This window comes from Pseudomonas sp. AC112, from assembly GCF_979253545.1.
In genome coordinates this window covers 3,881,773-3,904,135 of the sequence record NZ_CEEDCM010000001.1, presented here as the reverse complement: position 1 = coordinate 3,904,135, position 22,363 = coordinate 3,881,773, and the positions used below count along the sequence as shown (strand labels likewise).

The window sequence follows — 22,363 nt, the reverse complement described above, 5'->3', positions numbered from 1 at the left end:
AGTTTCAGCGAACCGCTCTTCCCTTTAAGCCACCCTCTTGGGTGGTTTTTTTTTGCGCGCTGAATGCGTGGGTGAAATTGTCAGTGCAGCACAAACAAAATCGGCCGACCCAAAAGGTCAGCCGATACGCTGTGTTGCTCATACATTGCCGCTACATGGGTAACCCACGCACCTCCTGCTTGACGCCCCATCCCTCGATGATCCCGCCCAGCGGCTCGACCACCGCCCCAAAGTCCTGCTCGAAGTCTCCTATGCCGTCGTAGGTGGCAGACATGATTTTGCTCAGCTCCAAGTACCAGGCGCCATCGTCGCGCGCACTGACCTGGGCATTCAGGGATTCCCCACGAAACTCACCCGCAGCCCTGCGCGCCCGTTCCTCATCCGGGAAAATGGCGTAGAACTCGATGGGGTGAAAACGCGAGAAGTCGAAGCCGCCCTCTTTCATGCGGCGCAGAACGTTGGTGCTGATGTCTTCTTGATAGGCTGTGCTCATGAAAAGTGCTCCTCGAATTGATGGATAGACTTTCCGTGCTTCCCGAAGCCCACGCCGTACTGGCGTGGGGGCTACGGCAACAACATCACCGCTGGAAAACAAGCATGTAGCTGACAAGACCAGACCTTAGCGATTCATTCGCTGATCTCACTTGCAGAGTAGCGCGAAGCTATCACCTCCACCAGAGGCGCTTTAAGTGTGTACAGGGAATGTTCAGGCGGCGGGAGAGATGTCGAGGATCTGGATACTGTTCTGGTCTTTGAGGATCTTGACCGTAGGCTCGGGCTTGCGGCCCTCCAGGTCATTGAGGTCCAGTTCAGCGGCGATGGGCACCAGTTTGTTGCGAATCATGTGTGCCGCATCTTCGAGGCTGGGCTTCTGATCGCAGGTGAACTGCTCTACGGTCTGAACGCCGTGATCATCAACGAAGGTAATCTGCCACTTTTGCATCGGTGCCTCCTCGATAAAACCCGTGTGTGGGCTTACCACTATCTGGACCTTGAGGGTTCGCCAAACGTTCCACTCAAGTCAGGAGGCACCGGATCAACTGCGCTTATTTTTCAGCGTGTTCTTTCAAGGCTTTCAAGGTGTTGAACGGCGCGTCCACCACAAACTTGTTGGCCAACCACGAAGGCACGCTGCCACCTGGCTCGGTGTGCACCTGGTAAGTGACTTCGGTCTGGTTGTCGCCTTTTGGCACGAGTTTCCAGAAGCCATCCACCTGGGCAACCCGTACGTAGCCTTTTTCTTCAGGCTTGTAGGTCGGGACGCCTTCGAGCTTACGGGTCAGCGTGCCGTCGGCCGCCTTGGTGGTGGTGATATGCAGGTAGGAATCACGGTCCGTCACGGGGAACGGGGCCTTGAATTGGGTGTAGGTCCAGCTCTCGTCACCTTTCTTGTCGACCAGCTTCTGGGACTTGCACTCGTGGATCCAGGCACAGGCACCGGCCACGTCTTCCTGCAGGGCGACGATTTTGGCCACAGGCGCCTTGATCACGGTCACACCGCGATAGGCCTTGTACTTGGAGCCGGCAATTTCGCTCAGGGACACCTTGATACCGTCTTCGTCCTTGGCGACTTGCCAATCCTCAGCCTGGGCAGTGGCAGCAAACAACATCGTAAAACCGCACAACACAGCCATTCGTTTCAGCGAACCCATTGTTGTATTCCTTATTGTTGAAGTTCCGATAGTAAAGCCCATCAAGCCGCCGTCATGTGCTCCCACCAGCCGATCAAACGGATCGCATCGGCCTGGTCGGAGCCGCACACCTCGATGTCCGCCTTGAAGTCACTGCACACCGCCGGTCGTTCCGGTTGCCCGAACAGCAGGCATAGCTGTTCGACCGACAGGTGCAGGCAGCGTTCGCCCGCAGGTTTGCCTTGTGGCATACCCGGTAACGGCGAACTGATGGAGGGGGCGATGCAGCAAGCGCCACAGCCTTCACGGCAATTCATGACCAGCAGGTCCTCGACGACTCAATGTGGATGGCCGGGCTAGAGTACGCCCTAAAACAGCCGTTTTAAAATGGTCTAACAGGGGTTTTTCGCAGAAAACAAAAGTGACTGACCAGTCTGCGACAGATGGTCGAAGGGACACGTCACGTTTGTGGGAAAAGTTTACTGCTTGAATTCGAAATCCAGCGCTGCACCTTCCACATCGCGCCGCTCTTCGTTGCGCAATTGCAGCCTCATCTCATTGCTGAGCAGGCGGCCGTTGATCTGGAAAGCACTGTTATCGGTGGGCTTCTCGCCGAACATCGGCGGCAGCAGGGGCACGCTCTTGGGCTTGGGCATAGTGCCAATGGGCTGCAAGTGCCTGACCATGTCCGACGGCAGTGACAAGTCCAACTGTGCCGGCGGCAGTTGGGTCTGTGCCACTTCTCGGGACGATTTTGACTTACTGGCCGCACGTTTTTTGGCTGCGGCGGCTGGCTTCTTCACCGCGGGCGCTTTTTTGACGGGTGCCGGTTTTCTCGCGGGAGTCTTCTGTTCGGAGTCAATAGCAGGCTTGGTTTCGCTCACAGGGGCCGCCGCCAGCGCCGTGCCGACGTTGCACAGGCCTAACAGGCCAATCACCAAAACAGCGCGAAAAATCCGAGTCATATTGCCTACAGCGTTAACGGCAGAGGGCCATATGCTCGCTTGTTGTGCACGGCATGACAAGCGCGGTGATTAGCCAGCTATCGGAGTTGTCCCTTTTTTGCGCCTCAGAGTCCAGCCGCCGTCTCCTGGCATAACTGGCTGGCCAGCATCCCCAGGGTCATCAGCGCCCGCTCTGCCTCGCGGTTCCACGGGGTACCGCAGTTGAGGCGGATGCAGTGGTTGAACTGCTCGGTATTACTGAAGATCAACCCTGGCGCAATGCTGATGCCCTGTTGCAGGGCACGCACGTGCAGTTCCTGGGTATTGACCCGTCCCGGCAAACTGACCCACAGGATAAAGCCGCCGGTCGGGCGGGTCATTTGCGTGCCTTCCGGGAAATACTGCTGCACCGCCAGCTGAAAGGCGCTGAGGTTCTTGCGGTACTCCTGGCGGATATAGCGCAAATGCCGATCGTAGCCCCCATTTTCCAGGTACGCGGCGACGCCCATCTGTGTGACGCTGCACGCGGAGTGGGTGCTGAACATCTGCAGGCGCTGGATTTCCTGCTGGTACTTGCCGGCGATCATCCAGCCGATGCGCACCCCCGGGGACAGCGTCTTGGAAAAGCTTGAGCAGTAGATCACTCGGTCAAGGCGGTCGTAGGCTTTCAGGGCTTTGGTGCGGCCCAGTTCGAACATCAGCTCGCCGTAGATATCGTCCTCGACAATCTGGATATCGAAATCCGAGGCCAGGCGCAGCAAGTGTTTCTGCCGTTCCTCGGGCATGGTGCCGCCCAGGGGATTGCTCAGGCGCGTGGTCAGTACCAGCGCCTTGATCGACCATTGGTTGGCCGCCAGTTGCAGGGCTTCCAGGCTCATGCCGGTGGAGGGGTCGCTAGGGATCTCGATGACTTTGAGGCCGAGCAGATCTGCCAATTGCAGCAAACCGTAATAGGTCGGTGACTCTGCAGCGATCAGGTCGCCGGGCCGCGTCAGCACGCGCAGCGACATCTGCAAGGCATCGACGCAACCGTGGGTGATGACCACTTCGGAAGGGTCCACCACCACGCCCGCATCGCGCATACGGATCGCCACCTGGCGGCGCAGCGGTTCGAATCCGGGGCTGAACATGTAGCTGAAGGCCCGTGGGCTCTGGAAGCGCGTGACCTTGGCCAACTGCTGGTGCAACGCGCGCACCGGCAAGTAATCCACGCTAGGCACAGCGGCGCCCAACGGGAATACGCCTTCGCGGCGCGACTCGCCCAACACTTGCTGGATGATACTGCTGCGGGTGACCAACCCCGGGCGCTCTACCCGGGCGATGTCCGGCGTTGGCGCGGTGAGCGCGGGTGTCTGGTGTACGTAATAGCCGGACTGCGGCCGCGCCCGGATCAGCCCCTGGTCTTCCAGGTTGGCGTAGGCCTGCAACACCGTGGCGTGGCTCACGTTCAACTGCGAGCTCATCTTGCGCACCGAAGGCACGCGCTCGCCCGGTTGATAGACACCGCGCCGGATATCCTCAGCCAGTTGCTGGGCGATACGTTGGTAAAGCAACAGATTGGTCATGACGCAGCACTCGATTTCACGGGTATTTTATTTTTGTGTGAAACATACCGGCACAGTTTAGAAGTGTACGGGGACAGTTGCCACAATAGTCGAGCGCGGGCGGGAGTGACAGTAAAAACTGTAATGCTAAGGCGCATAAAAAAACCGATCATTGACCGGCTTACGCAACCTGTAGGAGCTGGCTTGCCAGCGATGCAGGCAACTCGGTCTATCAGGTAAACCGAGGCGATGCTATCGCTGGCAAGCCGGCGCCTACAGGTTGATCTGTGTCAGGCGACTAGCGCGCGGCGCCGAGTTGGCCTTTCTCGTCCGAGAACACGATTTCGACGCGACGGTTCTGCGCCCTGCCCCGCTCGGAGGCGTTGGCTTCGACCGGGTATTGATCGCCGTAGCCTTCAACCTGGATGCGTTTTTCATCGATCCCCAAGTCCACCAGCACATCGGCCACCGACTGCGCGCGGTCGCGGGACAGTTTGAGGTTTTCCTGCTCGCCGCCAGTGTTGTCGGCATAGCCCTCGATACGCACGACGCGCTTGGGGTTCAGCTGCAGGAACTGCACGATTTTCAGCACGGTGCGGTTGGCGGAGTTCTTCAGCTCGGCATCACCGGTGTCGAACAGCACGTCACCCAAGGTCATCACCAAGCCGCGATCAGTCTGGGTGGTGGCCAGGCTGGCGATCTGTTCTTCGAGCCATTTGCCCTGCTGCTGCACGCTGATCAGCTTGCTTTCGCGCAGGGCCAGTTGCAGGCGCTGGCGTTCCAGTTCGAGCTTGGCACCACGTTCCTGGTTGAGCGCCTGCTCGGTGTGTTCGCGGGCAATGGCACTGTAGCGCTGGCTCAGGTAGGCGTAATGCACCACGTCGGCGCCGCTGCCCCAATAGCTGGACAAACGGTCGGCGCGGGCCAGGGATTCCCCGGCGCGAATCACGTCCTTGGGCGCGATGCGCAACACGTTGGCGTCTTCCTTGACCTTCTGGAAATCACTGCCCGCCTGCTGCAAGGCTTGCTCGCCATTGGGGTGGCTGGCGCAGCCGCCCAGCGCAGCGCTGCCCAGCAGCAACACGCAGCTCAGACCACGGATCATCGGGCTCATTGGGCTTCTCCCAACTGCAACTGCTTGCGCAAACGGGTGATGCGGGTGTTAAGCACGTTCAGTTGTTCCTGGCTCTTGCGGGTCAGCACGTGGGCTTCGGCCAGGCGTGCGTCCAGCTCGGCCTGTTCGGCCTGCATGCGCGCGTCCTTGTAGGACTGGTCGGCCATGTCGGCCTTGGCCTGGGCGAATTTGTCTTCGGCCAGTTTCAGTTCGGGTGATTCATCGGCACTGGCACCCACGGCGCTGGCTTGTTCCAAGGCTTGCTGGGTGAGGCGTATTTGTTCATTCGGCGCAGGATCGGCTGCACATCCCGCCAGAGCGACAACGGCGAGGGCCGCGAAAAGAGGTCGAAGAGTCACTGAAAATCCCTACTTTGTTGGGGTGCCGACGGGTTGCTGCAATTGCGCCTTCCAGCGCTCCAGATTGCTCTGCAACGCAGCTTGCGCCACACCGGACGCGGGCAATTCTGTCATCTTTTTGGCGAGCTGTCCGCGCAACCACGGATCATTGCAGGCCGAGTTATGGGAAATCGCCAGGTACAAGCCCGGCTGATCGATAGGCACATCGCGGGCCACCAGGTCATTGCTCATGCCCAAGGTCTGCGCCATGGCCATGCCGGAATAACGCCCGGCGAGCACGTAGTCCACCTCCCCCAGCAGCAGCTTCTGGAACGCTGGCGTCAGGGACGGCAGGCGTTGCAGGCTCAGTTGCTCGCCGGCGAAGGTTTCAAAGGCGGCGCTCAAGCGTGCACGCTCCGACACAGCACCCTTGTGCCCATGCAGGTCGGCAGCCGTGGTGTAGGCCAGCGCCGAATCCTTGCGCGTCCACACCAGGTAGTCGAGCTGCACCAAGGCTGGGTGAATGTAGTCGAGGGTTTCCAGCTCACCCAGGTTCAGCGGTGCATCGGCCAGGATATCCATGCGCCCGCTGCGCACTTCTTCCAGGGCCAGGGAGCGTTTTCCACCGTAGAGCAGGTCGATTTTCAACCCGAGGTCCTTGGCCACTTGCTGCAACACATCGGCGGTGGCGCCGATCAGGCGCGTGGGGTCTTGGGGGTCTCGCCAAAGCAGGGGCGGCGTGTCCGGGCTGCCGGTGATCACCAGCCGATCGCATTTGCCGGCGGCCAGCGTCAGGCCTGGCAACAACGTAAGGCCCAGCAGTACGCTCCAACGATACAATTGCATGACAGATTCTCCCAATAACAAACGCATCCCTTGTAGGAGCCGGCTTGCCGGCGATGGCGTCCGCACGATCAACACCCGTCTCAGGGCCGCATCGCCGGCAAGCCAGCGCCTACAGGGGCAAAAAAAAACCCGGTCACAAGGACCGGGCTCTTTATAAGTGAAGCGACTGGATTAGACCAGCTTCTCCAACTCAGGTACGGCTTCGAACAAGTCCGCCACCAGGCCGTAATCAGCCACCTGGAAGATCGGGGCTTCTTCGTCCTTGTTGATCGCAACGATCACTTTGGAGTCTTTCATACCGGCCAAGTGCTGGATCGCGCCGGAGATACCGACGGCGATGTACAGCTGTGGCGCAACGATTTTGCCGGTCTGGCCGACCTGCATGTCGTTGGGTACGAAACCTGCGTCGACGGCCGCGCGGGAAGCGCCGACCGCAGCGCCCAGCTTGTCGGCCAGGGCGTACAGGTGCTTGAAGTTGTCACCGTTCTGCATGCCACGGCCGCCGGAAACGACGATCTTGGCAGCGGTCAGCTCAGGACGATCCGACTTGGCCAGCTCTTCGCCAACGAAGCTGGAGGTGCCAGCGTCGTGGGCAGCCGCAACGGCTTCAACGGCAGCCGAACCACCTTCGGCGGCAACCGGGTCGAAACCGGTGGCACGTACGGTGATGACTTTGATCGAAGCGTTGGACTGTACGGTCGCGATGGCGTTACCGGCGTAGATCGGGCGCTTGAAGGTGTCGGCGCTTTCTACCGAAATGATCTCGGAGATCTGGTCAACGTCCAGCTGCGCGGCAACGCGTGGCAGGATGTTTTTGCCGTTGGAGGTGGCGGCAGCCAGGATGTGGCTGTAGCCAGCGCCCAGCTCAGCTACCAGCGGAGCAACGTTTTCTGGCAACTGATGCGCGTAGGCGGCATTGTCAGCGTTCAGGACTTTGCTCACGCCCGCGATTTTCGCAGCGGCTTCAGCCACGGCGCCAGCGCCCTGGCCGGCAACCAGTACGTGAATGTCGCCACCGATTTTAGCAGCGGCAGCCACGGTGTTCAGGGTGGCCGGGGCCAGCACCTTGTTATCGTGTTCGGCGATTACGAGGATAGTCATGATCAGATCACCTTCGCTTCGTTTTTCAGTTTCTCGACCAGTTCAGCCACCGACTTGACCTTGATGCCTGCGCTGCGAGCAGCCGGCGCTTCAACTTTTACGGTCTTGTTGGTAGAGGCGGTGGAAACGCCCAAAGCTTCAGGAGTGACCGACTCAAGCGGCTTCTTCTTGGCTTTCATGATGTTTGGCAGGGACGCATAGCGCGGCTCGTTCAAACGCAGGTCGGTGGTGACGATGGCCGGCAGCTTCAGGGAAACGGTCTGCGCGCCGCCGTCGATTTCACGGGTCACCGCTACGCTGTCGCCGCTGACTTCGACTTTGGAAGCGAAGGTGCCCTGGCCGTAACCGGTCAGTGCAGCCAGCATCTGGCCAGTCTGGTTGTTGTCGCTGTCGATCGCCTGTTTGCCAAGGATCACCAGCTGAGGCTGTTCCTTGTCGACAACGGCTTTGAGCAGCTTGGCAACGGCCAGGGAGGTCAGCTCTTCAGCGGACTCGACCAGGATAGCGCGGTCGGCGCCCAGTGCCAGGGCGGTACGCAGCTGCTCTTGAGCAGTGGTAGGGCCGATGGAAACCACGACGATTTCAGTCGCCACGCCTTTCTCTTTCAGGCGTACGGCTTCTTCCACGGCGATTTCGCAGAAAGGGTTCATCGACATCTTGACGTTAGCGAGGTCGACGCCGGAATTGTCCGCCTTGACGCGAACTTTCACGTTGTAATCGACAACGCGTTTGACAGCTACAAGAACCTTCATGGATTCCTCGTTACTCTCCGGTGAAAAGAAAGTCGCCTAGGCGAACCTGGCGGTTGATGCTCATCGGCACACAAGGGCACCTCCAAAAACGTCGGCGGATGACCTTGCTCACGGGAAATGATGACCGTTCGTCAGTGGTGACTGAGAGGTCATTCTTTATCGCAGCGTGTAAACTGCGCGCCAACGTCTGGGCACGCGTCACCTGTCTTGCTTTTGGACGTGCTCTTGAAACCTGCTGTCTGCCTACGGTAAGCGCAAAACCGACCGTATATTGACCGGAACACCTATTCTGGTCAATACGGCAAAATAGCCAGTCATAAGCCGCGCCTCTTTGATTTACCTAGCCTGCGGGCAATTCAAACAAACGTTTGTATTGGACGCTGACAGTGGTGTAGATATAATGCGCCACCTAGAGAGAAAGGTGGGTCATCCCTGCCATTTGGCACAGTGATGATGGATACGACACCGAACCTCCACCCATTAGAAAAAAAAGCCTGTTGAGCCTTGAGTAGGAGATAGCCTGTGGAACGCGAATACATGGAATTCGACGTGGTCATCGTCGGCGCTGGCCCGGCGGGACTGTCTGCCGCCTGCCGACTGAAGCAGAAGGCCGCCGAAGCCGGTAAGGAAATCAGCGTCTGCGTGGTCGAGAAAGGCTCCGAAGTCGGCGCGCATATCCTGTCCGGTGCCGTGTTCGAACCACGCGCCCTGAACGAACTGTTCCCGGACTGGAAAGAACTCGGCGCCCCGCTCAACACCCCCGTGGTGCGCGATGACATCTATGTACTGCGCAGCCCCGACGCCTCCACCAAGGTGCCTGATTTCTTTGTGCCCAAGACCATGCACAACGAAGGCAACTACATCATCTCCCTGGGCAACCTGTGCCGCTGGCTGGCCCAGCAGGCCGAGAACCTGGGCGTGGAAGTCTACCCAGGCTTTGCCGCCCAGGAAGCGTTGTTCGACGAAAACGGCGTGGTGCGCGGGATCATCACCGGTGACCTCGGCGTCGATCGCGAAGGCCATCCAAAAGAAGGCGTCTACACCCCGGGCATGGAACTGCGTGGCAAGTACACGCTGTTCGCCGAAGGTTGCCGTGGCCACATCGGCAAGCAGCTGATCCAGCGTTTCAACCTGGACAGCGACGCCGACGCCCAGCACTACGGCATCGGCCTGAAGGAAATCTGGGAAATCGACCCGGCCAAACACCAGCCAGGCCTGGTGGTGCACACTGCCGGTTGGCCGCTGGACATCATGAGCGCCGAAAACACCGGCGGCTCGTTCCTCTATCACCTGGAAAACAACCAGGTGGTGGTCGGCTTGATCGTCGACCTGTCCTACAGCAACACCTTCCTGTCGCCGTTCGATGAGTTCCAGCGCCTCAAGCACCATCCGGTGCTGGCCCAATACCTGGAAGGCGGCAAGCGCATCAGTTACGGTGCCCGTGCCATCTGCAAAGGTGGCCTGAACTCGCTGCCGAAGATGGTCTTCAAGGGCGGCGCGCTGATCGGTTGCGACCTCGGCACTTTGAACTTTGCCAAGATCAAGGGCAGCCACACCGCGATGAAGTCCGGCATGCTCGCCGCCGACGCCGTGGCCGACCGCCTGTTCGCCGAATCCGAAGGCGGTGATGAACTGACCGCTTACGTCGACAGCTTCAAGTCCAGCTGGCTGTACGAAGAACTGTTCGCCAGCCGCAACTTCGGCCCGGCGATGCACAAGTTCGGTCCGATCCTTGGCGCGGGCTTCAACTGGTTCGACCAGAACATCCTGGGCGGCAAGATGCCGTTCACCCTGCACGACACCAAGCCGGACTACGCCTGCCTCAAGCTGGCGAAAGACAGCAAGAAGATCAACTACCCGAAACCCGACGGCAAGCTGAGCTTCGACAAGCTGAGCTCGGTGTTCATCTCCGGTACCAACCACGAAGAAGAGCAACCGTGCCACCTGAAGCTCAAGGACCCGAGCATCCCGATCGGCACCAACCTTCCGCTCTACGATGAACCGGCGCAGCGCTACTGCCCGGCCGGCGTGTATGAAGTGATCACCCAGGAAGACGGCGAGAAGCGCTTCCAGATCAATGCCCAGAACTGCGTGCACTGCAAGACCTGCGACATCAAGGACCCTTCGCAGAACATCACGTGGGTCACGCCGGAAGGCGCGGGTGGGCCGACTTACCCGAACATGTAAGCCGGCTGCTTGAGTAAAAAAAGGCTCCCAAATGGGGTAATGCCAGTCAGTTAAGCTGACTGGCATTTTTATTTCTGATTGGATACTTCGGTGATTTGAGCCGGATGGCTCGGGGATAAATACGCTCCTCTCGCCGATGAGGCAGGACATAGTGCGGCGCTGAAGCATGAAGCTCGGCCAGGTATTTGGGGATGTTCCCGGAGCGGTCGGCCGAGACGCTGTTGATAAACCCTAAAATTGCCCAGGTACAGGCGGTAAAGCTCATTTCACATGGGTAAATACCCGGGCAGTGACGGCTCATTTCTACCATCTGATAGCGCAACAGGTTGTAGCCCAGCAACACGCCCCATAGTTCCTGCTCGATCATCTCGGGCGTCCTGCTACGCAAGGTATAGCTGCTGTTGAGCAGCGTCTGTTTCATCTCCCGAAAGCCCAATTCGATCTCCCATCGCTGGCTGTACAGGTCGACGATTTCATCAGACGGGAAGCGCAGCGGGTCGATCATTGACGTCAGGATCTGACACACCTTGCCCTTGACGGTTTTGCTCAGCAGTCGCGCAATCAGGCGCTCGGGCAGTCCCGGCCATTGCTTGCGGGCCTGCGGCGAAGTGCTTAACGAGACCACTGCATCCTGACGGCCCAAACGCTGAACAACTTCGTACTGCGCACCTTTGCGCAGTGGCATCAGCCAATGGCGCTCGGTGCCTGCTTGCTGCCATTGGTGCAGCAATCCCAAGGCGTAGAAGCCGCGATCGAAGAGGGTCAACGAGTGATCGGGCGTGGTCTCGATCAGTTGTTCGGCCAGTTTCATTTCGTTGCTGCGATAGCCATCAAATGCACTGCCGATCAACATGTGACTCGTCAATTCCATCTGACAGACCATGCGTACCTGGGGGAAACCGGTGTCGCCGTGCTGGTTGCTGGCCGAATCGTAGCGCGCTCGATTTTCGGGGGTGTCAGGCGTTCGCCAGACGACACCGTCGACGCCCAACAAGCGCAAACCGGCCCAAGTCGGATGGTTAGCTGCTTCATGCCAACTTTTCTGAGTCAGGTCGAAGACCTGTCGTACGGCTTCGCTACCGAGTCTCTGACGTGCCTGGACTACAGCGCTGGGGGCCACTAACGGGCGTTGACCCGGCAGCATGATGTTCATGCGACTGACCACATCCCACGCTGACATGCGCCGGAAGAACGCCATGGAAATCACGCACCAGAGCATCATTTCCAGCGGCAAGCGTCGCTTGCGCAGCGTCGCCACACCGGCCTGTTCAAGCGCCTGCTCGACCAAAGAAGGATCGAGCAAGGAATCCAATCCCTCGATTGAGTTTGGAGTGGAAGCGAAGTTGTGGGTCAGTTCCAGTGCCCGAGCGAGACGCATAAAAAAATCCGATGCCAGTACAGGCATCGGATTTTGATTTCTTGCGGCCAAAGGTCAAGCGAGATGGCTTAACTGATCGGCATTACCCAAATGGGGGCCTTTTTTATAGCCAACACAACCAACCCTGTAGGAGCCGGCTTGCCGGCGATGAGGCCTTCAAGTCCTGCAATGATCTTGCGGGCGCCATCGCCGGCAAGCCGGCTCCTACAGGGTTGGCGGTTGATCAGGCTGCGCGTTCTTCACCGGGATTGCGCAGGAAATAGCGCTTATATTCCCGACTGAACTGCGACGTACTCTGATACCCCACGTTATGCGCCGCCTGCGCCACGCCCATGCCTTCCACCAGCAGCAATTGCTGGGCCTTGAGCAGCCGCAAACGCTTGAGGTACTGCACCGGCGACAACAGCGTGCAACGCTTGAAATGCTCATGAAACGTCGACGCACTCATGTGCGCATACCCCGCCAGCGTCTCGATATTCAGCGGCTCGGCGTAATGGGCATGCAGGTGATTCAGCGACGTGGCGATTCGCGAAAACTGCCCCTGCTGTTCCACCAACGCGCGCAACACATCGGCCTGTGGCCCACGCAAGGCGGTGAAGAGCAATTCCCGCACCCGCGCCGGGCCCATGATCCGGCTTTCCAGCGGATCGTGCAGGCACTGCAACAGCCGCTCGACGCAACCGCGCATCGCATCGTCGAGCACCACCGAGCTCATTGACTCCAGCGTCTGCGCTGTCGGCGGTGGCCCGGCCTGCATCCCCATCGCCATCACCAATTCACCCAACACCACCCGATCAATGCCCACCGTCACCCCGTACAGCGGCGCATCGGCGCCCATGGCAAACGTCTCGCACTCGAACGGCACCGGCATTGCCTGGATCAGGTAATGCCCGGCGCCATACTCCAGCGTGCGCGGGCCCAGGTAGGCGACCTTGCTGCCCTGGGCGACGAACATCAGGCTCGGCTCGTAGATCTGCGGCCCGCGCGCCACGTCGCAACTGGCGCGCAGCACCTGCACGCCGGGCAGGTTCGTCGGTGAGAAACCGTCGCAAGGCGTAAGCCCTTCGATCAAGGAGACCAGCGTGGCGTTGGCATCGAGATGGCGGGTCAACAACATGGCAAAAAACTTCGCGAATAAGGGATGAGACCATCATCGCAGGTCTGGCGGTCGATGGATCCAAACCCGGGGCACTCCCGGACGAATAGGCATGAGACTCGGAGCATTTGCCATGTTCGCTCCCAGGGTCGGCGCGCAGAATGCGCCACCTCTCCTGTCCAAGCTTTTGCGAGGTTCCCCATGTACACCGCCATCGGTTATGCGGCCCAGTCGGCCACCACTCCCCTCGCCCCCATGTCCTTCCAGCGCCGCAGCCCGCGTGTGGATGACGTGGCCATCGAGATCCTTTACTGCGGCGTGTGCCACTCCGACATCCACCAGGCCCGCAACGAATGGGGTATCGCCGTGTACCCGCTGATGCCGGGCCACGAGATCGTCGGCAAGGTCACCGCCGTCGGCGCCAACGTCACCGCGCACAAGGTCGGCGACCTGGTCGGCGTGGGCTGCATGGTCGATTCATGCCGTCACTGCGACGCGTGCAAGGCAGACCTGGAGCAATACTGCCTCGAAGGCCCGACCATGACCTACGCCACCCCGGACCGCGTCGACGGCAGCAACACCATGGGCGGCTACTCCGACAGCATCGTGGTCAGCGAGCACTTTGTGGTCAAGATCCCAGCCAAGCTCGACCTGGCCAGCGCCGCGCCGATCCTCTGCGCAGGCGTCACCATGTACTCGCCGATCAAGCATTACGGCATCAAGGCCGGCGACAAGGTGGGTGTATTGGGCATGGGCGGCCTGGGCCATATGGGCATCAAGCTGGCCAAGGCGATTGGCGCTGAAGTGACCTTGTTCACCCGCTCCGCGAGCAAGGCCGAAGAAGGCCGTCGCCAGGGTGCCGATCACGTGATCGTATCCACCGACGCCGAGCAGATGAAAGCCGCCGCCGGGCACTTCGACTTCCTGCTGGACACCATCCCGGTGCAGCACGACCTGAACCCCTACCTCGACGTACTGCGCTTTGACGGCGTGCACATCCTGGTCGGCCTGATCGAGCCGGTCGACCCACCGGTCAACGCCGCCAAGCTGATCATGGGCCGCAAAGTCCTGGCCGGCTCCTTGATCGGTGGCATTGCCGAAACCCAGGAAGTCCTGGATTTCTGCGCCGAGCACGGCATCAGCTGCGACATCGAAATGCTCGACATCCGTAACATCAACGCGGCCTACAGCCGCATGATCGCCGGCGATGTGAAGTACCGCTTTGTCATCGACATGGCAACCTTGAAGGCCTGATCAGGTCTTCGCGCCCAACTCCGCTGACAGCCGTGCTGCGACCTGTTTGACCACAGGGATCAGCTCGGCCATTTTCTCCAGCGGCATATAGGGCACGGTACTGGCGATGCTGATGCCGGCGACGATTCGCCGGCTGGCATCGCGCACCGGTGCCGCCACACAACGGATCGACGGTTCGTTGTCTTCCAGGTCGAACGCATAACCGCCCACCACGTATTCACGCATGCGCTGCTCGAACTGTGCCCAGGACTGCTCCGGGTGCTGCGGCCATTGCAGGTTTTTCCCACCCGCCGGCAGGCTGACTTCGTACAGGCGCTGCCACTCTTCTGCCGAGTCATCCAACAGCAACGCCTTGCCGATACCCGTACGCGCCAGCGGCATGCGATGGCCGACCCGCGAGCGCATTTCGGGGCCATTGCGGCCAGGGTTCTTGTGCAGGTAAAGCACGTCGTCGTATTCGCGGATGGCCAAGTGGATGGTGTCGCCGGTCAACGCCGACAGCTCATCCAGGTACGGGATGGCCAAGGTCACCAGCGGCAGTTCTTCGCGCGCCTGGAAACCCAGCTCGATCAACTTCGGCCCCAGCAGGTAACCCACCTGCGGCACCACACGCAGGTAACGCTCTTCCACCAGGCAACTGGCCAGGCGGTGAGTGGTGCTGCGGGTGGTGCCGATGCGCTTGGCGATCTCTTTCAGATCCCGCGCACCGGCCGCCACCGCTTGCACCACGCCCAGGCCACGCAGCAGGGTCTGGGTGCCGGTGGGCGCGGCGTCTTTGACGGGGGTGTGGGCGTTTTCCTGCATATCGGGCCTATTGGGAAGTACGAAAACGGCGCCATTATGGCAAATCACGGACCTCAATACAGTGGAGATCCAAATGTGGGAGCGGGCTTGCTCGCGAAGGCGGTGTGTCAGTCAAAGATGTTCCTACTGAACCACCGCCTTCGCGAGCAAGCCCGCTCCCACAGGGGTTAGGCGATGTTCTTCCTAGCGTTGCTTCATGCGGTCGATGATGACCGCAAGGAGCAGGATCGAACCCCGGATCACATACTGGTAGAAGGTGTCGATGTTCTTCAGGTTCATCGCATTCTCGATGATCGCCAGGATCAACACCCCGGCAATCACATGGCGGATCATGCCGATGCCGCCGCTCAACGACACACCGCCCAGCACGCACGCCGAGATCACCGTCAGCTCAAAACCTTGCCCAATCATCGGCTGGCCCGAGGTCATGCGCGACGCGAGGATCACCCCGGCCAGGGCGCCGATCAGGCCGTGCACGGCAAAGATGATGATCTTGGTGCGATCAACATTCACCCCCGCCAGCAACGCCGCTTCCTGGTTACCACCGATGGCCATGGTGTTGCGCCCGTAGGTGGTGTAGTTGAGCAGCCAGCCGAAGAACACAAAGCACAGCACAGTGATGATGATCGGCACCGGCACGCCCATCAGTTGGCCGTTGCCGAACACGAAGAATCCTTCGTCCATCACCCCGACAGCCTTGCCGTTGGAGAAAATGTACGCCAGCCCGCGCACGATCTGCATGGTCGCCAACGTTGCGATCAAGGCGTTGATGCGCAGCTTGGCGATGACAATGCCATTGATCAGCCCCACCACCAGGCCCATGGCCAACGCAGCGGAAACGCCGAGCACCACGCTGTCGGTGTCGCGGATCACAATGCCCGCGACCACACCGGCACAGGCAATCACCGAGCCCACCGACAAGTCGAAGTGCCCCGACGCCAGGCAGAACAACATGGTGCACGCGGCGATGCCCACGGTGGAAATCGCCAGGCCCAGACCACGCATGTTCAGCGGCGACAGGAAGTTGTCGATAAACAACGCGCTGAGCACAAAGATGCTCAACGCGGCGAGCAGCATCACCCAATCGTCAAGGAACTTGCGCTGGTTGAAACCCGGCCAGAAGCCCTTTGCAGTTTTTACCTCAGACATCATTCACCTCGAATTCTTCAAGCCCGCGAACGCGGGAGAGCCAGTTGCAACAGCCGTGCTTCGTCCGCTTGATCGCGGGTGAGTTCGCCGGTCAGGGCGCCTTCGCTCATCACCAGGATGCGGTCGGAGATGCCCATCACTTCCATCAGGTCGCTGGACACCACGATCACCGCAATGCCACTGGCCGCCAGGTTATGGATGATCTGGTAGATCTCCGACTTGGCGCCGATATCGATGCCACGGGTCGGCTCGTCCAACAGCAGCACTTTCATCGGCATCGACAGCCAACGACCGAGAATGGCCTTCTGCTGGTTGCCGCCCGACAGGTACATGATTTTCTGTTCGGCGTTCGGCGTCTTGACCTTCATGGCTTTGATTTGGTGGTCGGCGTTGTGCTTTTCCCAACCGTCTCGCAGCAGCCAGCCAAACGTGGAATGGGCACCACGGGCACTGATATTGATGTTCTCCGCCACGCTGGACAGCGGGATGATGCCTTCCTTCTTGCGGTCTTCCGGGCACAGCAGCACACCGGCGGCGATGGCGTCGCGGGGTGACTGCAGCTGCAGTGTCTGGCCGCAGAGCTGAAGGCTACCTGCGGTGCTACGGGTCAAACCACTGAGCAGCCGGAACAGCTCCGTGCGCCCTGCCCCAACCAACCCGAACAGGCCAAGAATCTCGCCCTTGTGGACGCTCAGGCTGACCGGTTCACGCAACCCTGGACCGAGCAAACCCTCGACCTTGAGCGCGACCTCGCCCTGTTCACGTGGCCGGTAGTCATAGATGTCCTGGATATCGCGACCGACCATGCAGGTGACCAACTGGTCGTGAGTCAGCGCGCTCATGTCGTCGAAGGTGCGTACGTAGCGGCCGTCCTTGAACACCGTCACCGCGTTGCAGATGCGGAACACCTCCTCCATACGGTGCGACACATAGAGCACCACTTTGCCCTCATCGCGCAGCCGCGTGATGATCGCCATCAAGCGGTCAATCTCCCGCGCCGAGAGGCTGCTAGTGGGCTCGTCGAACGCAATCACGTGGGCACCGCGGGACAGCGCCTTAGCGATTTCCACCAGTTGGCGCTGGCCCAGGGACAGGCGGCCGAGCTTTTCATCGGGGTCGATTTCATCCGCCAGGCCCTTGAGGCAGGCCAGTGCCTGCTGGCGCAACTGGCGGCGGTTGACCACCCCGAAGCGCGTCGGCAAATGCCCAAGGAACAGGTTTTCGGCCACGGTCATTTCCGGCACCAGGTGCAGCTCCTGGTGGATCACCGCGACGCCACTGGCGATGCTGTCGGCGGCAGATTTGAAGTCCATGGTCTGCTCGCCGATCTGCAGTGAGCCGCTGCTGGGCAGGTAGGCGCCGCCAAGGATTTTCAGCAGCGTCGACTTGCCCGCGCCGTTCTCGCCCATCAACGCGTGCACCTCGCGCGGCCGCGCTTCAAAACTGATCTGCGCCAGGGCTTTCACACCGGGAAATTCCTTGCCGATGCCGTTGAAGCGCAAGGCCGCGCCGGTCATTTCCACAGCCCGATTTTGCTCAACTCTTCCTTGAAGTTGGCGCGGGTGATCAGGGTCACGTTGTCCAGGGCGGTGAACTTGGCCGGCTCGGTGCCTTTGGTGACCCACTCGAACATTGCGCTGGCGGTTTTGTAGCCCGATGCGTCAGGGCTCAACAGCATGGAGCCGTAGAAACCGGTGTCGGATTTTTTCAGTTCTTCGATGGCGTCAGTGCCATTGATGCCGACGCCAATCACATTGGCCGCCTTGAAGCCGGCGCTCTCGGTGGCGCGCACGCCGCCCAGTACGGTGCTGTCGTTCATGCCGCCGATGATCAGGTTTTTCGCGCCGCTGGGCAGCTTCACCAGGGCCGAGTTGGTGGCGTCCATACTGCCTGGCACGTCGAGGGTTTTCTGCGCGCTGAACAGGATGTGGTCAGCAGGCAGGCCGGCGGCCTTGAGGCCTTCTACCGAACCGTCGGTGCGTTTCTTGCCGGTTTCCAGCTCGTCGAAGGTGTTGATGACGGCGTAGGTTTCTTTCCAGTCCCAGTTGCGATGCTTGGCTTCAGCAGCCATGGCTTCGCCTTGTTTCTGGCCGATCTTGTAGGCGTCGAGGCCGACGTAAGGCACGTCTTCCATGGGCTTGCCCTTGGCGTCGACAAAACGGTCGTCCACCGCCAGCACCTTGAGGTTATTGAGCTTGGCCTTGGCCATGATTGCCGGGCCGAGGGACACGTCCGGCGGGCAGATGACAAAGCCCTTGGCGCCGTTGGCGGCCAGTGTGTCGATGGCCGACAAGGTTTTCTCACCATCGGGCACAGCGATCTTGATCACGGTGAAGCCCTGGTCCTTGCCGGCTTTTTCGGCGAAGGCCCATTCGGTCTGGAACCAGGGTTCTTCGGCCTGCTTGACCAGGAAGCCGATTTTCACTTCTTCGGCGGATACAACGCCGCTGAACGCGACCGCGAGGGCCAGGGTGCCGAGTGTCTTCTTGAGCATGAACCACCTCGTTCTTGTTATTGGAAAACGTCTTAGTCGTGGTACATCACAGACCGCCCGCCATCGATCATCAGGCAGGTGGCATTGATAAAGGGCGCCTCGTCGGTCGCCAGGAACAGTGCCGTCATCGCCACTTCAATCGGCTGGCCGATGCGTTTGGGCGGGTGCAGGTCAAACGCGCGTTGGCGCTCGGCGTGGGGGTCGGGGAAACCGTTCCAGTAGTCGACGTTGAGCTGGGTTTCGATATAGCCCGGCGCGATGGCATTCACGCGGATGCCCTTGGGCGCGTATTCGATACCAAGGGCGCGGGTAAGGCCGAGCAGGCCGTGCTTGGCCACGGGATACGGAAAGCAGCCGGGAATGATGTGGCTGGAATGGGTGGAGGCAATATTGATGATGTTGCCAATGCCCTGCTCGATCATGTGCGGCAACACCGTGCGGCAACCGAACCAGGCGCCGTCGAGGTCGATGGCGAAGCAGCGGCGCCAGTCTTCGTCGGTCATCTCCAGCGGGTCGCGGAACACGTTGACACCGGCGCAATTGACCAGCACGTCCACACGGCCGAAGCGCTCGATGGCCACATTTACCAGCGCCTGCCATTGCGCCTTGGAGGTGATGTCGATGGGTTGCGCGTAGATGTCGGCGCCGCGTTCGCGCCAATGGGCGGCGACTTGCTCGACTTTTTCGCCCTGGATATCGGCAATGACCAGCCGCGCCTGCTGGGCCTGGAAGCACGCGACGATCGCCTCGCCGATGCCTTGGGCGGCGCCGGTGATGATCACCACTTTGCCTCTGAGCCGCTCGCCATAGGTTGGCTCGGGCACGGCGGGGAGTGACAACGGTTGTGCCTGCATCGCTTCACCTGTTTTATTTTTGATAGTGAGTGCTGATGCGGATGACTATAAACCCATCATTTGAAATATCTCAATATATAAATTTACATCCCATATATTGAGCATAAATCAAAAAAATGGCAGGGGTTTTTCCCCTGCCACATTTGAGCTTCAGTGTTTACAGAATGGCGGGCTAGCCAAGGGCAAAATCGCGCAGTGCATCGCCTTCCATGCGATAGCGCACCCACTCTTCCTGCGGCTGGGCGCCGATGGATTTGTAGAACGCAATCGCCGGTTCATTCCAGTCCAGCACGCTCCACTCGAAACGCCCGCAGCCGTTATCGAAGGCGATCTTCGCCAGGTGGCGCAACAGTTTCTTGCCCGCCCCGCCACCGCGTTGTTCCGGGTTGATATAGAGGTCTTCGAGGTACAGGCAGTTGCTGCCCAGCCAGGTGGAATAACTGAAAAAGAACACCGCAAAACCAATCGGCACACCATCGCGCGAGCAGATCAGGCCGTGAGCGGTGGCGCCCTCGCTGAACAGGCTGCGCTCGATGTCCACCACACTGGCGATCACTTCATGCCGGGCCTTCTCGTACTCGGCAAGCTCAGTGATGAAAGTCAGGATCTGCGCAGCATCGCTGGGCACGGCGGGGCGAATCTCGATGGTCATGGGCGAGCCTTGGCAATTTCAAAGTTCACATACTAAGGCGCTTTGATGACTGATTGCAGTGCATTTTCACTGCACCTGCGTCGGGGGCCCTTACTCCGTCCACGGGTAACGCTGGCGCCAGCAACCACGTAACAATCAGCCAGGGCCTGCATGGTAAAAAGCCCGGCATAACGCCAACGACCTGAAGGCCGCCCCATGCATCCCAAGCCCCCGGTGAGCACCTCGCTGTTCGCCCTGTTCTGTCTTGCCAGTTTTCTGCTGTCGCTGTCTTACGGCTCGACCTTCCTGCTGTCGTTGCTGATTCACACACGCGGCGGCAATGAACAGGATGCGGGCAGTGTGATTTCCACGGCGATGCTGAGCACCTTTGTGGCCGTGCTGGTCTCCGGGCATTTGTCCGATGCATTGGGCGCGGCACGGGCGATTGCAGGCATGGGCCTGCTGCTGGTGGTGGCGTGCCTGGGCTTTGCACTGATGCCCGGCTTCGGCGAAGGCCTGATGCTGTTTGGCCTGGCCCTTGGGCTTGGGTGGGGTGTGTTCTACACGTTGGGACCGATCATCGTGGCCCTGCTGGTGGAGCCGCAGCATCGCGCCAAATATTTCGCGCTGCTGTCGGGCAGCATGATGAGCGGGATCGGTTCCGGGCCTCTGCTGGGGCGGGCGGCAAGCGCGCTGGGATTGCCGTTGACCACCGCCTTCTACATTGCCGCTATTGCCAGCCTGGTCGGCGTGCTGCTGTTTTGGCGCCTTGGTGCACAACTCAAGCAACAGGACACCGCGCCCGTGGCGAAAATCTCCTGGGTCGCCACCCGCCAGGTGCTGTCCTCCAAAGCGGCGTTCGCAATCCTGATGGTTGGCCTGGGCGGTTGCGTTTTTGGCGGGCTGTCCTCGTTCCAGACCAGCTATGCGGCGGCGCACGCGCTGGACTATTCGCTGTTCTTTGCGGGCTTCCTGAGCGCGGCGATCACCAGCCGTTTGCTGATCGCAGGATTTGTCGTCAAGCGCGATGCGTACCGCGCGGCGTGTGTGCTGTCGGGGCTGATGCTGCTGTCGGTGTTGATGTTCAGTTTTACGGTGTCCGGAACCCTCAGCTATCTGCTGGCCGCCATTACGCTGGGCGTGGGGTATGGACTGACCTATTCGGTGATCAACGGGCTGGTCGCCAATGAAGCACCCGGCGGCACGACCTCCCAGGCGCTGCTGTTATTCAGCCTGGCGTACTTCGTCGGGGTATTCGGTTTTCCGCTGCTCGCGGGGCAGATCATCGTCGCTTATGGCCTGCCGGCGCTGCTGTTGAGCCTGGTGGCGGTGGCGCTGTTCAACTGGCTGATAACCGTCGCGAGGCTGATCGCGCGACGCGCGTCCACACACAAAATCTTACAGGTCGACCAAGACCGTTCGTCGCCATCAAGGCACGAACGACAAACCCAGGCGGACCAATAGAGGGTAAGGACATTAATCATATGGAGACACCCTCATGAAAAATTCCAAGTTTGCCGCCCTCGCCCTCACCGGCCTGTTGTCTGCTGCGTCGCTGAGCGCCTTTGCCGCCAGCTCGACCACCGGGCCTACCGATCCAACGCCTAACGCCACCACCGAGTCGCAGAAATCCATGGGTACTGGCATGGATACCAATGGTGGCGCGGTCATTGAGCCCGGCGCTGACCCGCGCACCCAAGGCAACGATACCCAGCGTCAAGCGCCTGCTGCCGTCGGTAACGGCAAAATGGGCCCGGCGATCAATCAGCCGAACATCAACAAGGGCGATGATTCCAACGTCCCAGGTGCACCAAAACAACCTGCACCTTGATTCATCGCGCGCAGCACGAACACCCGATCATTTCCCAGTGAAGAGGTATGCATGAACGTCGATAGAAACCTTGAAAAAGAAGTCCTCACCCGCCTGCTGCACGCTCATCCGCAAGGCTTGGGCAAAGAGGTGCTGGATAACTACCGCGGCGAAAAAGAGGTCGCCAGTGTCTTGGCGTTCCTGCAGGACCGTGGGCTGATCAAGGATGGGCATGTGACCACCGACGACGCCGGTGAGTATTCGTTGAACCTGCCGATCAAGCTGACCGCATCCGGTGTGGATGAGGCGCGTAAGTTGGACAGTGCCGGCTCCCAGTAATACGTTGTTGGCTGGTCTGATCGAAGCAAAAAAAACCGGCTGAACACAAACCCACTGAAGGAGCCGGCTTGCCGGCGATGGCGGCGCATCAGTCACC

The 22,363-nt window shown here is 60.1% G+C and carries 24 protein-coding genes; 5 read left to right on the top strand and 19 right to left on the bottom strand.

Going from position 1 to position 22,363, the window contains the following annotated elements; all coding sequences use genetic code 11:
* Positions 1 to 151 precede the first annotated feature (151 nt).
* The 11 genes from AC0IYN_RS18070 to AC0IYN_RS18020 form a co-directional block, all read right to left on the bottom strand.
* Complete coding sequence (locus AC0IYN_RS18070; RefSeq protein WP_010208429.1) at positions 152 to 493, bottom strand: ribonuclease E inhibitor RraB; 342 nt, start codon at positions 491 to 493, stop codon at positions 152 to 154.
* Positions 494 to 706: 213 nt separating this feature from the next.
* Positions 707 to 943, bottom strand: a complete 237-nt coding sequence (locus AC0IYN_RS18065; protein WP_100492315.1) for a hypothetical protein — start codon at positions 941 to 943, stop codon at positions 707 to 709.
* 103 nt (positions 944 to 1,046) lie between these two features.
* Complete coding sequence (locus tag AC0IYN_RS18060; protein WP_214497322.1) at positions 1,047 to 1,652, bottom strand: START domain-containing protein; 606 nt, start codon at positions 1,650 to 1,652, stop codon at positions 1,047 to 1,049.
* Positions 1,653 to 1,693: 41 nt separating this feature from the next.
* Entirely contained in the window at positions 1,694 to 1,948 is a 255-nt protein-coding gene (locus tag AC0IYN_RS18055) for a YkgJ family cysteine cluster protein (protein ID WP_100492313.1), read from the bottom strand.
* A gap of 162 nt (positions 1,949 to 2,110) precedes the next feature.
* Positions 2,111 to 2,596, bottom strand: a complete 486-nt coding sequence (locus tag AC0IYN_RS18050) for a translation initiation factor 2 (RefSeq protein ID WP_471842394.1) — start codon at positions 2,594 to 2,596, stop codon at positions 2,111 to 2,113.
* Between the two features lie 104 nt (positions 2,597 to 2,700).
* Positions 2,701 to 4,140, bottom strand: a complete 1,440-nt coding sequence (locus AC0IYN_RS18045; protein ID WP_078049829.1) for an aminotransferase-like domain-containing protein — start codon at positions 4,138 to 4,140, stop codon at positions 2,701 to 2,703.
* 277 nt (positions 4,141 to 4,417) lie between these two features.
* Positions 4,418 to 5,233, bottom strand: coding sequence for an OmpA family protein (locus AC0IYN_RS18040; protein WP_406599501.1), 816 nt, complete (start codon positions 5,231 to 5,233; stop codon positions 4,418 to 4,420).
* The gene (locus AC0IYN_RS18035; RefSeq protein ID WP_406599500.1) at positions 5,230 to 5,592 is read right to left on the bottom strand and encodes a DUF4398 domain-containing protein; all 363 of its coding nucleotides are present in this window, start codon (positions 5,590 to 5,592) and stop codon (positions 5,230 to 5,232) included. Before AC0IYN_RS18035 ends, AC0IYN_RS18040 begins: the two co-directional genes overlap by 4 nt.
* 9 nt (positions 5,593 to 5,601) lie before the next feature.
* Complete coding sequence (locus tag AC0IYN_RS18030) at positions 5,602 to 6,417, bottom strand: substrate-binding periplasmic protein (protein ID WP_406599499.1); 816 nt, start codon at positions 6,415 to 6,417, stop codon at positions 5,602 to 5,604.
* Between the two features lie 171 nt (positions 6,418 to 6,588).
* A complete protein-coding gene (locus tag AC0IYN_RS18025; RefSeq protein ID WP_458375780.1) occupies positions 6,589 to 7,518 on the bottom strand; it encodes an electron transfer flavoprotein subunit alpha/FixB family protein in 930 nt (309 codons plus the stop codon).
* Positions 7,519 to 7,520: 2 nt separating this feature from the next.
* Positions 7,521 to 8,270 carry an electron transfer flavoprotein subunit beta/FixA family protein gene (locus AC0IYN_RS18020; RefSeq protein ID WP_028617555.1) on the bottom strand — a complete coding sequence of 250 codons (750 nt, stop codon included), beginning with the start codon at positions 8,268 to 8,270 and terminating at the stop codon, positions 7,521 to 7,523.
* A gap of 522 nt (positions 8,271 to 8,792) precedes the next feature.
* Here AC0IYN_RS18020 and AC0IYN_RS18015 point away from each other — a divergent pair.
* Entirely contained in the window at positions 8,793 to 10,457 is a 1,665-nt protein-coding gene (locus tag AC0IYN_RS18015) for an electron transfer flavoprotein-ubiquinone oxidoreductase (protein ID WP_406599497.1), read from the top strand.
* 46 nt (positions 10,458 to 10,503) lie between these two features.
* On the opposite strand, the gene AC0IYN_RS18010 is transcribed toward AC0IYN_RS18015, so the two are convergent.
* Together AC0IYN_RS18010 and AC0IYN_RS18005 are read right to left on the bottom strand one after the other, a co-directional pair.
* On the bottom strand, positions 10,504 to 11,835 hold the full coding sequence (locus AC0IYN_RS18010) for an IS4 family transposase (RefSeq protein WP_471841429.1): 1,332 nt from the start codon (positions 11,833 to 11,835) through the stop codon (positions 10,504 to 10,506).
* 223 nt (positions 11,836 to 12,058) lie between these two features.
* Entirely contained in the window at positions 12,059 to 12,952 is an 894-nt protein-coding gene (locus tag AC0IYN_RS18005) for an AraC family transcriptional regulator (RefSeq protein WP_078049832.1), read from the bottom strand.
* Positions 12,953 to 13,132: 180 nt separating this feature from the next.
* Between AC0IYN_RS18005 and AC0IYN_RS18000 the strand changes: the two genes are divergently transcribed.
* Positions 13,133 to 14,185 carry an NAD(P)-dependent alcohol dehydrogenase gene (locus tag AC0IYN_RS18000; protein ID WP_457249271.1) on the top strand — a complete coding sequence of 351 codons (1,053 nt, stop codon included), beginning with the start codon at positions 13,133 to 13,135 and terminating at the stop codon, positions 14,183 to 14,185.
* Here the strand turns inward: AC0IYN_RS18000 and AC0IYN_RS17995 are convergent, their stop codons facing one another.
* The 6 genes from AC0IYN_RS17995 to AC0IYN_RS17970 all read right to left on the bottom strand — a co-directional run bounded on the left by AC0IYN_RS17995 (position 14,186) and on the right by AC0IYN_RS17970 (position 20,138).
* Complete coding sequence (locus AC0IYN_RS17995) at positions 14,186 to 14,989, bottom strand: IclR family transcriptional regulator (RefSeq protein ID WP_406598185.1); 804 nt, start codon at positions 14,987 to 14,989, stop codon at positions 14,186 to 14,188.
* Positions 14,990 to 15,172: 183 nt separating this feature from the next.
* On the bottom strand, positions 15,173 to 16,138 hold the full coding sequence (gene araH / locus AC0IYN_RS17990; protein WP_028617559.1) for an L-arabinose ABC transporter permease AraH: 966 nt from the start codon (positions 16,136 to 16,138) through the stop codon (positions 15,173 to 15,175).
* A gap of 17 nt (positions 16,139 to 16,155) precedes the next feature.
* Positions 16,156 to 17,655: an L-arabinose ABC transporter ATP-binding protein AraG gene (araG, locus tag AC0IYN_RS17985; RefSeq protein WP_457240069.1), complete on the bottom strand. Its 1,500-nt coding sequence runs from the start codon at positions 17,653 to 17,655 to the stop codon at positions 16,156 to 16,158.
* Complete coding sequence (locus tag AC0IYN_RS17980) at positions 17,652 to 18,632, bottom strand: substrate-binding domain-containing protein (protein ID WP_457267615.1); 981 nt, start codon at positions 18,630 to 18,632, stop codon at positions 17,652 to 17,654. The genes araG and AC0IYN_RS17980 overlap by 4 nt, the downstream gene beginning before the upstream one ends.
* 32 nt (positions 18,633 to 18,664) lie before the next feature.
* On the bottom strand, positions 18,665 to 19,486 hold the full coding sequence (locus tag AC0IYN_RS17975) for an SDR family oxidoreductase (RefSeq protein WP_471842393.1): 822 nt from the start codon (positions 19,484 to 19,486) through the stop codon (positions 18,665 to 18,667).
* Positions 19,487 to 19,658: 172 nt separating this feature from the next.
* Positions 19,659 to 20,138, bottom strand: a complete 480-nt coding sequence (locus tag AC0IYN_RS17970; RefSeq protein ID WP_034099874.1) for a GNAT family N-acetyltransferase — start codon at positions 20,136 to 20,138, stop codon at positions 19,659 to 19,661.
* Between the two features lie 195 nt (positions 20,139 to 20,333).
* Here AC0IYN_RS17970 and AC0IYN_RS17965 point away from each other — a divergent pair, with 195 nt between their 5' ends.
* The 3 genes from AC0IYN_RS17965 to AC0IYN_RS17955 are packed head-to-tail and all read left to right on the top strand — an operon-like array spanning position 20,334 to position 22,266.
* Positions 20,334 to 21,581 carry an MFS transporter gene (locus tag AC0IYN_RS17965; RefSeq protein WP_368945027.1) on the top strand — a complete coding sequence of 416 codons (1,248 nt, stop codon included), beginning with the start codon at positions 20,334 to 20,336 and terminating at the stop codon, positions 21,579 to 21,581.
* A gap of 34 nt (positions 21,582 to 21,615) precedes the next feature.
* The gene (locus AC0IYN_RS17960) at positions 21,616 to 21,948 is read left to right on the top strand and encodes a hypothetical protein (protein WP_095017287.1); all 333 of its coding nucleotides are present in this window, start codon (positions 21,616 to 21,618) and stop codon (positions 21,946 to 21,948) included.
* A gap of 51 nt (positions 21,949 to 21,999) precedes the next feature.
* Positions 22,000 to 22,266: a hypothetical protein gene (locus AC0IYN_RS17955; protein ID WP_471842392.1), complete on the top strand. Its 267-nt coding sequence runs from the start codon at positions 22,000 to 22,002 to the stop codon at positions 22,264 to 22,266.
* Positions 22,267 to 22,363: the final 97 nt, after the last annotated feature.

Bases quoted from the DNA above. Each gene is read 5' to 3' on its own strand.
- AC0IYN_RS18070 (WP_010208429.1), bottom strand. From the start codon at position 493: ATGAGCACAGCCTATCAAGAAGACATCAGCACCAACGTTCTGCGCCGC.
- AC0IYN_RS18065 (WP_100492315.1), bottom strand. From the start codon at position 943: ATGCAAAAGTGGCAGATTACCTTCGTTGATGATCACGGCGTTCAGACC.
- AC0IYN_RS18060 (WP_214497322.1), bottom strand. From the start codon at position 1,652: ATGGGTTCGCTGAAACGAATGGCTGTGTTGTGCGGTTTTACGATGTTG.
- AC0IYN_RS18055 (WP_100492313.1), bottom strand. From the start codon at position 1,948: ATGAATTGCCGTGAAGGCTGTGGCGCTTGCTGCATCGCCCCCTCCATC.
- AC0IYN_RS18050 (WP_471842394.1), bottom strand. From the start codon at position 2,596: ATGACTCGGATTTTTCGCGCTGTTTTGGTGATTGGCCTGTTAGGCCTG.
- AC0IYN_RS18045 (WP_078049829.1), bottom strand. From the start codon at position 4,140: ATGACCAATCTGTTGCTTTACCAACGTATCGCCCAGCAACTGGCTGAG.
- AC0IYN_RS18040 (WP_406599501.1), bottom strand. From the start codon at position 5,233: ATGAGCCCGATGATCCGTGGTCTGAGCTGCGTGTTGCTGCTGGGCAGC.
- AC0IYN_RS18030 (WP_406599499.1), bottom strand. From the start codon at position 6,417: ATGCAATTGTATCGTTGGAGCGTACTGCTGGGCCTTACGTTGTTGCCA.
- AC0IYN_RS18025 (WP_458375780.1), bottom strand. From the start codon at position 7,518: ATGACTATCCTCGTAATCGCCGAACACGATAACAAGGTGCTGGCCCCG.
- AC0IYN_RS18020 (WP_028617555.1), bottom strand. From the start codon at position 8,270: ATGAAGGTTCTTGTAGCTGTCAAACGCGTTGTCGATTACAACGTGAAA.
- AC0IYN_RS18010 (WP_471841429.1), bottom strand. From the start codon at position 11,835: ATGCGTCTCGCTCGGGCACTGGAACTGACCCACAACTTCGCTTCCACT.
- AC0IYN_RS18005 (WP_078049832.1), bottom strand. From the start codon at position 12,952: ATGTTGTTGACCCGCCATCTCGATGCCAACGCCACGCTGGTCTCCTTG.
- AC0IYN_RS18000 (WP_457249271.1), top strand. From the start codon at position 13,133: ATGTACACCGCCATCGGTTATGCGGCCCAGTCGGCCACCACTCCCCTC.
- AC0IYN_RS17995 (WP_406598185.1), bottom strand. From the start codon at position 14,989: ATGCAGGAAAACGCCCACACCCCCGTCAAAGACGCCGCGCCCACCGGC.
- araH (WP_028617559.1), bottom strand. From the start codon at position 16,138: ATGTCTGAGGTAAAAACTGCAAAGGGCTTCTGGCCGGGTTTCAACCAG.
- araG (WP_457240069.1), bottom strand. From the start codon at position 17,655: ATGACCGGCGCGGCCTTGCGCTTCAACGGCATCGGCAAGGAATTTCCC.
- AC0IYN_RS17980 (WP_457267615.1), bottom strand. From the start codon at position 18,632: ATGCTCAAGAAGACACTCGGCACCCTGGCCCTCGCGGTCGCGTTCAGC.
- AC0IYN_RS17975 (WP_471842393.1), bottom strand. From the start codon at position 19,486: ATGCAGGCACAACCGTTGTCACTCCCCGCCGTGCCCGAGCCAACCTAT.
- AC0IYN_RS17970 (WP_034099874.1), bottom strand. From the start codon at position 20,138: ATGACCATCGAGATTCGCCCCGCCGTGCCCAGCGATGCTGCGCAGATC.
- AC0IYN_RS17965 (WP_368945027.1), top strand. From the start codon at position 20,334: ATGCATCCCAAGCCCCCGGTGAGCACCTCGCTGTTCGCCCTGTTCTGT.
- AC0IYN_RS17960 (WP_095017287.1), top strand. From the start codon at position 21,616: ATGAAAAATTCCAAGTTTGCCGCCCTCGCCCTCACCGGCCTGTTGTCT.
- AC0IYN_RS17955 (WP_471842392.1), top strand. From the start codon at position 22,000: ATGAACGTCGATAGAAACCTTGAAAAAGAAGTCCTCACCCGCCTGCTG.